Annotated in this window: 11 protein-coding genes; 6 read left to right on the forward strand and 5 right to left on the reverse strand. The window is 34.9% G+C overall.

Going from position 1 to position 12,497, the window contains the following annotated elements; translation table 11 throughout:
• Positions 1 to 12: 12 nt before the first annotated feature.
• The 3 genes from BSF42_RS10000 to BSF42_RS10010 form a co-directional block, all read right to left on the reverse strand.
• Positions 13 to 1,350: an ankyrin repeat domain-containing protein gene (locus BSF42_RS10000; protein ID WP_253251024.1), complete on the reverse strand. Its 1,338-nt coding sequence runs from the start codon at positions 1,348 to 1,350 to the stop codon at positions 13 to 15.
• Positions 1,351 to 1,384: 34 nt separating this feature from the next.
• Positions 1,385 to 2,566 carry an ankyrin repeat domain-containing protein gene (locus BSF42_RS10005; protein WP_095952944.1) on the reverse strand — a complete coding sequence of 394 codons (1,182 nt, stop codon included), beginning with the start codon at positions 2,564 to 2,566 and terminating at the stop codon, positions 1,385 to 1,387.
• A gap of 283 nt (positions 2,567 to 2,849) precedes the next feature.
• Complete coding sequence (locus tag BSF42_RS10010; protein WP_172426667.1) at positions 2,850 to 3,587, reverse strand: hypothetical protein; 738 nt, start codon at positions 3,585 to 3,587, stop codon at positions 2,850 to 2,852.
• 343 nt (positions 3,588 to 3,930) lie between these two features.
• Between BSF42_RS10010 and BSF42_RS10015 the strand changes: the two genes are divergently transcribed.
• From BSF42_RS10015 to BSF42_RS10035, 5 genes are all read left to right on the forward strand, one after another.
• Complete coding sequence (locus BSF42_RS10015) at positions 3,931 to 5,322, forward strand: regulatory iron-sulfur-containing complex subunit RicT (RefSeq protein ID WP_095952946.1); 1,392 nt, start codon at positions 3,931 to 3,933, stop codon at positions 5,320 to 5,322.
• Positions 5,306 to 5,785 (forward strand): gliding motility lipoprotein GldH, encoded by a 480-nt coding sequence (locus BSF42_RS10020; RefSeq protein WP_095953032.1) that lies wholly within the window; start codon positions 5,306 to 5,308, stop codon positions 5,783 to 5,785. The genes BSF42_RS10015 and BSF42_RS10020 overlap by 17 nt, the downstream gene beginning before the upstream one ends.
• Positions 5,786 to 5,794: 9 nt before the next feature.
• Positions 5,795 to 8,098, forward strand: coding sequence for a penicillin-binding protein 1A (locus BSF42_RS10025; RefSeq protein ID WP_095952947.1), 2,304 nt, complete (start codon positions 5,795 to 5,797; stop codon positions 8,096 to 8,098).
• A 161-nt stretch (positions 8,099 to 8,259) separates the two neighbouring features.
• Positions 8,260 to 8,961 carry a CoA transferase subunit A gene (locus BSF42_RS10030; protein WP_095952948.1) on the forward strand — a complete coding sequence of 234 codons (702 nt, stop codon included), beginning with the start codon at positions 8,260 to 8,262 and terminating at the stop codon, positions 8,959 to 8,961.
• A gap of 114 nt (positions 8,962 to 9,075) precedes the next feature.
• Positions 9,076 to 9,732: a 3-oxoacid CoA-transferase subunit B gene (locus tag BSF42_RS10035; protein WP_095952949.1), complete on the forward strand. Its 657-nt coding sequence runs from the start codon at positions 9,076 to 9,078 to the stop codon at positions 9,730 to 9,732.
• Between the two features lie 155 nt (positions 9,733 to 9,887).
• Here BSF42_RS10035 and BSF42_RS10040 read toward each other — a convergent pair whose 3' ends face one another.
• Both BSF42_RS10040 and BSF42_RS10045 read right to left on the reverse strand, forming a co-directional pair.
• Positions 9,888 to 10,418: a DUF6646 family protein gene (locus BSF42_RS10040; RefSeq protein WP_095952950.1), complete on the reverse strand. Its 531-nt coding sequence runs from the start codon at positions 10,416 to 10,418 to the stop codon at positions 9,888 to 9,890.
• Between the two features lie 51 nt (positions 10,419 to 10,469).
• Positions 10,470 to 11,204 carry a metallophosphoesterase family protein gene (locus tag BSF42_RS10045; protein ID WP_095952951.1) on the reverse strand — a complete coding sequence of 245 codons (735 nt, stop codon included), beginning with the start codon at positions 11,202 to 11,204 and terminating at the stop codon, positions 10,470 to 10,472.
• A 139-nt stretch (positions 11,205 to 11,343) separates the two neighbouring features.
• Here BSF42_RS10045 and dinB point away from each other — a divergent pair, with 139 nt between their 5' ends.
• Positions 11,344 to 12,426 (forward strand): DNA polymerase IV, encoded by a 1,083-nt coding sequence (gene dinB, locus BSF42_RS10050; RefSeq protein ID WP_095952952.1) that lies wholly within the window; start codon positions 11,344 to 11,346, stop codon positions 12,424 to 12,426.
• The last annotated feature ends 71 nt before the right edge of the window (positions 12,427 to 12,497 follow it).

Here is a 12,497-nt window from a genome sequence, read left to right on the forward strand (position 1 = left end):
TTTTATTATTATTTATCCTTTTAAAATTTTGCTTTTTTCACTTTCAAATTCTTCCGAAGTTAAAATTCCGGCATCCAAAAGCTCTTTCAAATCTAATAGAGCCTTTTTCTTGGCTTCCATAGAATTTCCTGAATCAGTTTTTTGTGGTTCCTCTTTCTGAATTGGCGTAACAACAGTTCCTGATGGAGCATATTTCAAAATTAATTCGGTAATTTCATTAAAGCCTTTTACATTCGAATAATCAATGGCTTTTTGCTCTTTTACGTTTACAATCGAAGCATCGGCTTTATTGTCTAGTAAATACTTTACCACATCTTTCTTTCCGTTTGCAGCGCTGTAATGCAAAGGCGTATTCCCAGATTCGTCCTGAACGTTGATATTTGCTCCAGCTTCTACTAGTAATTTTACCATACTCAAATTGCCTTTTTTAGTAGCAACATGTAAAAGGCTTTCACCGCCATAAGTATAAGAAGTGTTGAGCGTGAAACTAGATTCGTTAGAAATATTTGTAGCACTTACAATCCAATCCAGATAATCATTCATTGATGAAGTGTCGCTGGCCAAAGGTTTACTGTAGTTTACATCAACTCCATTTTCTAAAAATAAAGAAACGATTTCCTTTTGGTTATTCGCGCAAGCGTACCAAATAGGCGAATATCCATTGTTGTTTGAAATGAAAACATCAGCTCCTCTTTCTACCAAAAGTTTAGCAAGCATTCTGTTGGTTTCATAACAAGCAATCAAAAGCGGATTTTCTCCCGCGTGATTGGTATGATTTATTGCGGCGCCATTATCAAGAAGCAACGTCACCATTGGAATCGATTTGGTATAACAGGCGTAAAATAAGGGTGTATTTCCCTGCTTGTCCGTTACATTAATATCGGCGCCCTTATCTAAAAGCAATTGTATAATTTCCCGATTTAGTTTTGCTGAAGCCAATAATAGCGGGGTTTCTCCATTGTTGTTCAGAAGATTAACGTCAATTCCAGCTTCAAGCAACTTTGTTGCAATTTCAATTTGAGCGGTCTGCGAGACTAAATGTAAAAGACTGTTTCCTAATTTATCATTTGTGGTAATCTCAGCGCCATTTTCTAACAAGTACAAAGCAGTTTGCTTTTGTTTTTGAAGGCAGGCAAAGAATAAAGGTGTTTCACCCTGATGATCTTCATAATTAATATCAGCTCCGTCTTCGGTTAGTATTTTTACAATATCCAAATAACCTCTGTGTGCGGCATAATGTAATGCTGTTCTTCCTTTTTCGTCTGTATATTTTATATCTACTTCTTTATTTTGAAGCAGCAATTCGGCTATTTTTCTGTTGCCGTTTTCACACGCAATTATAAATGACATTGACATATATTCTTTTTTAAATAAATGATTGTTTTTACTGTTTCATTAAAAGTTCGACTGTTTTAATTTTCAAATTATCACCAGATGCGAGCATTAATGCCGTTTCATCCTTATCATTTGAGATCGAAATATCAGCACCTTGATCCAGCAGTAATTTTACTTTTCTATAAGTTTCTTTCGCCATTTCAGCATCATAATTTACATTGTAGGCACAAACTTTATGCAAAATGGTGTTTCCTTGATTGTCCTGTTCATTTACATCTAAAGAAACATTCTCCAAAACCGATTTTAAAATATCCGACTTCTTTTCGACAATAAAATCTATTCCAGATTTTGGCTGACCGTAATGTTGAGCACAGAAATTCACATCGGCACCATCGGCTAACAATCTTTCCAAAAAAGTAATGTCTGTTGGCGAACCCGAAACAGAACTAATGAAATTAGTCAATAAAGTTCGGCCGTCTTTGTTTACAATATTAAAATCGGGTGAAGCAACAGTTGCCAGAGCATCGTACATATCATACGAAAACTGTTCTGCAACAGCGTAGTAAAAAGCAGTGTTATTGCGGTTGTCGGTTTCGTTTGGATCCGCACCGTTTTCAAGCAAGAATGGAATAAGTTCTTTTCTATTTCTTTGAACAGCACATAAAAGCGGAGTAGTTCCAACAATATTCTTTTCGTTAATGTCAACACCATTTTCGATAAGCAGCGAAATGTAGTCTTTTACTTTATCGGTTTCCAAGCCGTAAGTGTTTATTACAGTGTAGATAAGGTTTTCTCCGGCGTTGTTTTTATATTGTGTATTGGCTCCAGAATTATCAATCAGTGTTTTTATGATTTTTGGAGGAGTCCCTTTTTCAAGGAAATAGCGTAGTAAAGTCTGATCGCTAATTTCATCATTGATATTATCCATTTTTGACATCAATTTCTCGAAAAAACAAATCGATTCGTCATCGTCTTTTAAAGATCGGGATAAAACAGCAAAAATTGATTTATCAAAACTGTCCAGTTCGTAAATGTCGGTTTCAATAAAACCGGCTTTTATCAATTTTTCAGTAAAATCAATTTCTTTGGCTTCAACAATTTTGGCGGCGATTTGAGAAAAATTGTTTTTAAGATACTGTTCGTTAAAGGTTGAACCGTTATTTAGGCATTCTCTAGCCTCGTCAAATTTTCCCTGAAAAAGGAAATTTTCAATCTGGTTTTCTGTTTGCATTTAAGTGGTATTTAAATTGAAAGATTCAGTTTAATGAATGCCAAGCTTTATAAATCCTGACTTCACAAACTATGTTGTAAGATAAAACATAAAATTGGCGATTATATTTCAGGATAAAAAGTAAAAAAGATATTTTTATGCGTAAAATAATAAGAATAACCTTTTCTTAAGAATATGTTTGAAATTGAGGTTGAAAGAGAGAGAATTCGAAATGATTTAGGTGTAAAAATAAAATCCTATTCTGTTTTAGAATAGGATTTTTAATTTTTCTGGATTGATTTTACTATTCTAAAACTTCAAGTTGGTCAAAATCTTTAATTTCAGATAACTTCAGCAATTTGCTTTTGTTGATCTTGGTTACCGTTTTCTCAAAAATTTCATCGCCGCCTTCATCGTCCTTGTTCGTGTTTTCATTTGTTATTTTTGTTCGGGTTAAGAAATTGATACTTACGTCTGATTCTACTACAGGACCACGATTGTTACTGGAATCATAACCTATAAGTTCAAAATCATTGTTTTGATTTCTAAAAGTGTACGACCAGTATCCATATCTGCCATGGCCATAATGTACTTTTAGATTTCCTTTTTCTATTTCAACAGATAATTCGGGAGCAAAATAAACCCCGCCGTCTTCATTTTCAGAAGAAAAACACTCGTAATTTTTAACAGCCAGTTCGTAGCTGTTGTTTGTGCTGAAAAGCACAATAATTCCTCTTCGGTTTCGGTCTAACTCACCTCGATAATCGTCTTTTATAAATTTGCTTTTATCTGTTCCTTTGATGATAAGAATACAGTCTTCCAGATTATCTTTATTCAAATCGCCATATATGGTGTCAAAAGCAACATAGTTTTTTGGTATAAAATCTTCTAGGCTTTTTCTTATTTCAGTTTCTGAAACATTATTTTCAGACACTTCTTCTGGGGAATTTAAAGTTTCTACAGTTGTGGTTTCGCTTTTGTTTTTTGAGTTGTTGCAACTAAAAAATAGAAGCGTTACTATAATAAACAAATATTTATTCATAATGTTTGAATTTTTAAATTTTGATGTTTTTTATTAATTAGATTTAGTACTAAAATAAAGTTTTACAGCTCTTTTTTGCAAAATTTAATAGAATACTTTTTATAATTATTTAGTATAATTTTTTGAATACGTACTTCATTTTATTTGGTATTTTTAATTATAATCAAAGAAACGTAAATAAATTCATATGAAAATAAATTTTATAACATAAATAGAATTGACTTTTTTTATTTAACAACCCTTTAGAATTAATCTATAAATAGCCAAATAAAAAAAATACTATCTTTACCGATCAAACGTTTATGAACTTAAGCTGCGTTTCTGCAGCACTACATATATAATTATGGCATGTACAAGTTGTTCAACCTCAGATGGCGGCGCGCCAAAGGGTTGTAAAAATAATGGGACTTGCGGCACCGATAGCTGCAATAAATTGACGGTTTTTGACTGGCTTTCGAACATGAGCCCGTCTAATGGAGAAGCCGCTTTTGACTGTGTTGAGGTTCGTTTTAAAAACGGACGTAAGGAATTTTTTAGAAATTCAGAAAAATTAACTTTAAGTATTGGTGATATCGTTGCAACTGTGGCTTCACCAGGACACGATATTGGAATTGTGACTCTTACAGGCGAATTGGTAAAAATTCAAATGAAGAAGAAAGGGGCAAATCACGAAAGTAATGATGTACCTAAAATCTATAGAAAAGCATCTCAAAAAGATATTGATATTTGGTCTGTAGCACGTGATCGTGAAGAACCAATGAAAGTTCGTGCACGTGAATTGGCAATTCAGCATAAATTAGAAATGAAAATTTCTGATATTGAATTTCAAGGCGACGGGTCTAAAGCGACTTTTTACTACACAGCAAATGACAGAGTCGATTTTAGAATGCTGATTAAGGATTTTGCTAAAGAATTCAGCACTAGAGTAGAGATGAAACAAGTTGGTTTCCGTCAAGAAGCAGCACGTTTAGGCGGAGTTGGTTCTTGCGGTCGTGAACTTTGCTGTTCGACTTGGCTGACAGATTTTAGAAGTGTAAATACTTCTGCAGCACGTTATCAGCAATTATCATTGAATCCGCAGAAATTAGCGGGACAATGCGGTAAATTAAAATGCTGTCTAAACTATGAGTTAGATACTTACATGGACGCATTGAAAGATTTTCCGGATTATGATACTAAACTAGTTACCGAAAAAGGAGATGCAATCTGCCAGAAACAAGATATTTTTAAAGGTTTAATGTGGTTTGCATATACCAACAATTTTGCAAACTGGCACGTTTTAAAAATTGATCAGGTAAAAGAAATTATCGCAGAAAATAGACAAAAAAATAAAGTTTCGTCTTTAGAAGATTTTGCTGTTGAGGTTGTTTCAGAACCAGAAAAAGACTTTAACAATGCGATGGGACAAGAGAGTTTAACTCGTTTTGACCAGCCGAAAAGAAAGAAAAAGCCAAATCGCAAACGCAAAAATACTGAAGCTGTCACTGTAATTGCTCCGCAGAAACCACAGCAGGAAAAAAGCAGCAATATTATTAAGCCTGCAGCAAACAATAATTCGAATAATAATAATCCGAATAAGCAGAACAAGCCTAATAATAACCCAAATAAGCAAAATCATAAGAATAAGCCAAACCCGAATAAACAAAATAATTCGAATAAGCAGCAATCAAATGAAAACAAATCTGCTGAACCTAGAAAACCAATAATTAATGCTAAAAATGAGAATAAAAAATAGCGGAATTCTTCTTTTGGCAGCGATACTTCTTTTTTCTTGTGATAAAAAAAGAGTATTCGACGAGTACAAATCTGTTGGAAGTGCCTGGCACAAAGACAGTATTATAAGCTTTGATCTGCCAGTTTTGGATTCTACAAAAAAGTACAATTTATTTGTTAATGTTAGAGACAACAACAATTATCCGTTTAATAATTTGTTTTTGATTGTCGCTATTGAAACACCAAGCGGTTTTACAAAAGTAGATACCTTAGAATATCAAATGGCAGCGCCGGATGGAACTTTATTAGGAAATGGATTTACTGATATTAAAGAAAGTAAATTGTATTATAAAGAAAATGTAAAGTTTAAAGGAACTTATAAAGTTCACATCAAGCAAGCCGTAAGACAATCGGGTAAAATTCCGGGTGTTGAGGCTTTAGAAGGTATTACAGACGTTGGTTTTAGAATAGAACAAAAAGATTAGAAAATAGTTATGGCTGCTAAAAAAAACAATCAATCAAAGAGCGTTAAGGATATTAATTATTATAAAAAGAAATTCTGGCGAATTTTTGCGTACTCCTTACTTGGAGTTTTAGCTTTCTTTTTATTCGCCTCTTGGGGTTTATTTGGATCTATGCCTTCATTTGAAGACTTAGAAAATCCAGATTCTAACCTCGCAACAGAAATTATCTCTTCTGATGGAGTGGTAATTGGTAAGTATTTCAAAACTAACAGATCGCAGCTTAAATATTCAGATTTACCTAAAAATCTGGTAGATGCTTTGGTTGCTACAGAAGATGCCCGTTTTTATGAACATTCTGGAATTGACGGTCGTGGAACTTTACGTGCTGCTTTTTCTTTGGGAACCAATGGAGGTGCTAGTACGCTGACACAACAGTTGGCAAAACAGTTGTTTCATCGTGGAGGATCTAGCTTTTTACCTTTTAGAATCGTGCAAAAGATAAAAGAATGGATTATTGCTATTCGTTTGGAAAGACAATATACCAAAAATGAGATTTTGGCGATGTACTGCAACGTTTATGATTTCGGAAATTATGCTGTTGGGGTAAGTTCTGCTGCTCAAACTTATTTTTCAAAAGAACCTAAAGATTTAACTATAGACGAATCGGCGATATTGGTTGGAATGTTTAACAATTCATCCCTTTATAATCCGTTGCGAAATCCTACGGGTGTTAAAAACCGTCGTGATGTAGTGCTTGGTCAAATGGTTAAAGCCAAAATGATTACAGAGTCTCAAAAAGAGAAGTACAAAGCATTACCAATTGCTTTGAAATTTAAACTGGAAAGCCACCGTGAAGGAATGGCAACTTATTTTAGAGAATATCTTCGTGATTACATGAAAAAATGGATGTCAGAAAATAAAAAACCAGACGGTTCTGATTATGACATCTACAAAGATGGACTTAAAATTTACACTACGATAGATTCTAGAATGCAGATGTATGCGGAAGAAGCTGTTTCTGAGCATATGAAAAACTTACAGCAGCAATTTTTTATTGAAATGAAAAACAATAAAAATGCTCCTTTCGTAAATATTACTCAAGCCGAAACAGAAAGAATCATGATGCAGGCGATGAAAAATTCTGTTCGCTGGGCACAAATGAAAGAAATGGACAAAAGCGAAGATGATATTATTGCTTCATTCAAAGTAAAAACTAAAATGCGTGTGTTTACTTGGAAAGGAGAGCGCGATACCATTATGACGCCTCTTGATTCTATTCGTTATTACAAGCACTTTTTACAATCCGGTTTAATGGCAATGGAGCCGCAGACTGGAGCTATTAAAGCTTGGGTTGGAGGAATCAACTACAAATATTTTCAATACGATCACGTAGGCCAGGGTGCAAGACAAGTTGGTTCTACTTTCAAGCCATTTGTTTACGCAACCGCAATCGAAGAATTAAATATGTCTCCATGTGATTCTATTTTAGATGGTCCGTTTATGATTCATAAAGGGCGCCACCACGTTACGGCCGATTGGGAGCCAAGAAATTCAGACAACAGATACCGCGGAATGGTAACTTTAAAACAAGGTTTGGCGAATTCTATTAATACAGTTTCTGCTAAATTGATTGATAGAACAGGTCCAGAAGCAGTTGTTGAATTGACTAAAAAATTAGGGGTAAAAACAGAAATTCCAGTACAGCCGTCAATCGCATTAGGTGCGGTAGATATTACGGTTGAAGATATGGTTGCGGCTTACAGTACGTTTGCAAACCAAGGGGTTTATGTTAAACCTCAGTTTTTAAGCAGAATTGAGAATAAAAGCGGAGAGGTTATTTATGAGCCAATTCCAGAATCTCACGACGTTTTAAACAAAGACATTGCTTTTGCGGTAATTAAATTACTTCAAGGAGTTACAGAAACTGGTTCTGGAGCACGTTTACGTACTCAGGGCGGTGGAAGCGGTGATAAGCGCTGGACAGGTTATCCGTATATGTTTAAAAATCCAATTGCGGGTAAAACAGGAACAACACAAAACCAGTCAGATGGTTGGTTTATGGGAATGGTTCCTAATTTAGTAACTGGAGTTTGGGTTGGATGTGAAGATCGTTCTGCCCGTTTTAAAAGCTTAACTTACGGACAGGGTGCAACAGCAGCACTTCCGGTTTGGGGTTACTTTATGAAAAAATGTTATGAAGATAAAACACTTCAAGTTTCTAAATCTGAATTCGAGCGACCAGCAAACCTTTCTATAAAAGTAGATTGCTACAGCGCACCAAAAGTAAAAGATACAACTGTAACAGAACAAAATACAGACGAATTCGAATTGTAATTTAGATACTGCTTAAAATATAAATATCCTTTTGCAACTTCTCAATTAGAGAAGAACGCAAAAGGATATTTTTTTGGATTTATATTTTTACGAAATCGTTATATTTTAATCTAAAAATCTTATTTTTATCAAAAATTATTGGTTAATAAAGATACTTTGTTATGATAACAAAAAAAGTAAATAACGTTCAGGATGCCATTGATGGAATTGAAAATGGCATGACAATCATGTTTGGCGGTTTCGGATTGTGTGGTATTCCTGAAAATACAATTGCAGCATTAGTAAACACATCCATTTCAGATTTGACGTGCATCTCAAACAATGCAGGGGTTGATGATTTTGGTTTGGGATTATTGTTGCAGAAAAAGCAGATCAAAAAAATGATTTCTTCTTATGTGGGAGAAAACGCAGAATTCGAGCGTCAGATGCTTTCTGGAGAATTAGAAGTTGAACTTACGCCTCAAGGAACATTAGCAGAACGCTGTCGTGCGGCTCAGGCTGGAATTCCTGCATTTTTTACACCTGCAGGTTACGGAACTGAAGTTGCCGAAGGAAAAGAAGCCCGCGAATTCAATGGAAAAATGCACATTATGGAAGAAGCTTTCAAAGCTGATTTTGCCATTGTAAAAGCGTGGAAAGGTGATGAAGCGGGAAACTTGATTTTTAAAGGAACAGCCCGAAACTTCAACGCTTGCATGGCCGGAGCTGGAAAAATAACAATTGCAGAAGTAGAAGAGTTAGTTCCAGTAGGTTCATTAGATCCAAATCAAATTCATATTCCGGGAATAATGGTGCAGCGTATTTTTCAAGGAGAAAAATTTGAGAAGAGAATTGAACAGCGAACAGTAAGACAGAGAGCGTAATTAGCTAATTAGGAAATTTGATAATTAGATAATTACTCTAGTTTGTGTACAGCACAGCATTATTTAATTATCAAATTTTCTAATTGCCACATTAAAAAAAAATGACAGATTATTATGGCACTTAGTAAAGAAGATATAGCAAAACGAATTGCAAAAGAAGTAAAAGACCGATATTTCGTTAATCTAGGGATCGGGATTCCGACTTTGGTTGCAAATTATGTTAGAGAAGATATTGCAGTAGAATTCCAAAGCGAAAATGGAGTTTTAGGAATGGGGCCTTTTCCATTCGCAGGAGAAGAAGATGCAGATATTATCAATGCAGGAAAACAAACCATTACAACATTAGCGGGAGCAAGTTTCTTTGATTCTGCTTTTAGTTTTGGAATGATTCGAAGCCAGAAAGTCGATTTGACGATTCTTGGTGCGATGGAAGTTTCTGAAAACGGCGATATTGCCAATTGGAAGATTCCTGGCAAAATGGTAAAAGGAATGGGAGGCGCAATGGATTTGGTGGCTTCCGCCGAAAATATAATCGTTGCGATGATGCACGTGAACAAAGCAGGAGAATCAAAAATCTTAAAAAGATGTACTTTGCCATTAACAGGCGTAGGATGCGTTAAAAAGGTTGTAACCGAACTTGCAGTTCTCGAAGTGACTAAAAAGAGTTTTAAGCTCTTAGAACGAGCGCCAGGCGTGTCAGTTGAGCATATCATAGCATCAACAGAAGCTGATTTGATTATTGAGGGCGAAATTCCTGAAATGGTTATTTAATATTAGGTTCAAAGGTGCAGAGGTTCAAAGGGACAAAGGGACAAAGGGACAAAGGGACAAAATTATATAAACAAAAAAACCGCTATCAAGCGGTTTTTTTATGCTAGTAAATCTCTAAACCTTTGGCCCTTTGAACCTTTGTCCCTAGAAAAAAGCTATTGTAAATTAAATGAAGCTCCTAAACTAAAAGTAGCTTGATTATTTAAATGATAAAAAGGATCATTGTTAGTACCATATTTTGCAATTGGGAATCCTATTTCTGTGAAAACGCCAAATCCGTCAGTAAAGAAATAACGGCCTCCAACGTGAGCTCCAAAATTATGCAATCCTAAGCTTAATCCAGGATAAACGTCTAATTGCTCAACACCAATTACACTAGATAAATTTGCATTAATTCTTGCTTTTGCATCAAAACGATCACCAAAATCTGGTTTTGCATCGTTATAAGCTGAAGTACTTCCGTGATAAAAACCGCTGAAGTTGTCAACGCCTAATAAATAGTTGGCTACAAATCCAAAAGAGAAATTTTCTCCTAAACCAAAATCAATAGAACCCTGAATTCCAGAACCACCATCTTGTAAGTTAGCACCAACATTTACTCTAGTGTCACCTTTACCAGTGAAGGCTTGTTGTGCATTAATAAATCCGAATGAAACTAAGAACAAGAGTGTAATAACCTTTTTCATAAAATTTTAAATATTAATTATTTTGAATCGCAAAAATAAATTTTAAATAAATTAATTCCTACCTTTTTCGTTAAAATACAATTCGTTTAACGGCTCGCTCTGCCAATATTCCTTGGTGTCGACATTTAAAATCGTAAGCGGACCTCTAAAGGCAGCTCCAGTATCAACATTCCAAACGCAGGCTTTGTTTACAGGAACTGTTTTTCCAATTCGTGTAACAGGAGTGTGCCCAATGTAAACTTCTTTATAAACGCTAAATCTCTTCGGATAGTTTAAGTCATCTTCTTTTAATTTTGGGTCCAAAGAAAGCGCCGTTTCCCAAAGTGTTCTGTCCCAATAAAATAGTTTAGAAAAATATTCCCATTTTACACCATTTAAATTGGTAAATCCGGCATGAACAAATAAGCGGTTTTCTTCATCAAGATGGTAATCTTGAAGATTTTCTAAGAATTCGATATGCATTCTTTTTTTGTCTTCTGAAATTTTAGCGTATCCTTCAACCGTTGCTTTTCCGCCGTGTTTGTACCACATTTCTTCGTCAAAATCATCATGCCTGTTTTCCAGCCAGTCCAATGCCAGCTGATCATGATTTCCTCTTATGCAGATGCAGTTCTGTTTGCTTTTTAAATCAATCAAATAGTCAATTACTTCAACAGACTGACTCCAGCCGTCAACGTAATCGCCCAAAAAAATTAGAGTATCTTCTGTAGTAACCTCGGCTCTTTTCATCACTTGTTCAAGAGCAAGTAATCCGCCGTGAATGTCACCTATAACAAATGTTCGCATTATTTAATTTTTCGAGTAGAAGAACAAAAATAGAAAGAATAATCGGTTTGAACTCATCGAATTTATATTCTTTAAAGATTGATATTATTTATAACTATTTGAAGCACTTTTTTATTGCTTTACTTTTTAAATTTGTGGCATGTCTGAAACACCGTCATATCGCAAAATTATTCACATCGACATGGATGCTTTTTACGCATCTGTAGAGCAGATGGATAATCCTGATCTGCGCGGAAAACCGGTTGCAGTCGGCGGATCAGAAAATAGGGGAGTGGTTTCGGCAGCAAGTTATGAGGCGCGAAAATTTGGTGTTCGAAGTGCCATCAGCGGTGTTTTGGCGAAGAGATATTGTCCCGAGATAATCTTTGTCCGTCCGAGATTTGACCGCTACAAAGAGATTTCTTCTAAAATTCATAAAATTTTCCACGATTATACCGATTTAGTTGAGCCTCTTTCGCTTGACGAAGCTTATTTGGATGTTACTCAGAATAAAAAAGGGAACCCGAGTGCGAGTTTATTGGCAGAGGAAATTCGGTTAAGAATTTTTAATGAAGTTGGTTTAACAGCTTCTGCAGGTATTTCTGTAAATAAATTTGTGGCTAAAATTGCCAGCGACTACAATAAACCAAACGGACAGAAAACGGTAAATCCTGATGAAGTAGAATCTTTTTTGGAAGAATTGCCGATTCGTAAATTCTATGGAGTAGGGAAAGTTACCACAGAAAAGATGTATCAGCTCGGAATTTTTACCGGAACAGATTTAAAAAGCAAATCTCTGGAGTTTCTAGAAAAACACTTCGGAAAATCGGGTGCATTTTATTATAATGTTGTTCGTGGCATTCACAATAGTGAAGTGAAATCGTCTAGAATTACTAAATCTGTCGCCGCAGAACATACTTTTGATGTGAATCTTTCTTCTGAAATTTTTATGATGGAACAGTTAGATAGAATTGCGACTTCATTGGAAAAGCGTTTGAAAAAGCACAATATCTCTGGTAAAACGATAACGTTGAAAATTAAATACAGTGATTTTTCGCAGCAGACCAGGAGCAAAACCCTGCCTTATTTTATTTCAGACAAAAGCTTGATTATGGAAAATGTTGAAGAATTATTATATCAGGAAAAAATGAAAGATTCTGTGAGACTGCTCGGAATTTCGCTGAGTAATTTAAATACTGAAATTAAAAAAGCAGTTGTTGTGCAGTTAAAATTTACTTTTTAAAAATAGATTTAACATTGATATTAACGTATTCCTTAACCAATAACGGGCTTTTTAAATTATCTTTGAATAAA

The sequence above is a fragment of the Flavobacterium sp. ACN6 genome (genome assembly GCF_002304005.1).
Classification (GTDB): Bacteria; Bacteroidota; Bacteroidia; order Flavobacteriales; family Flavobacteriaceae; genus Flavobacterium.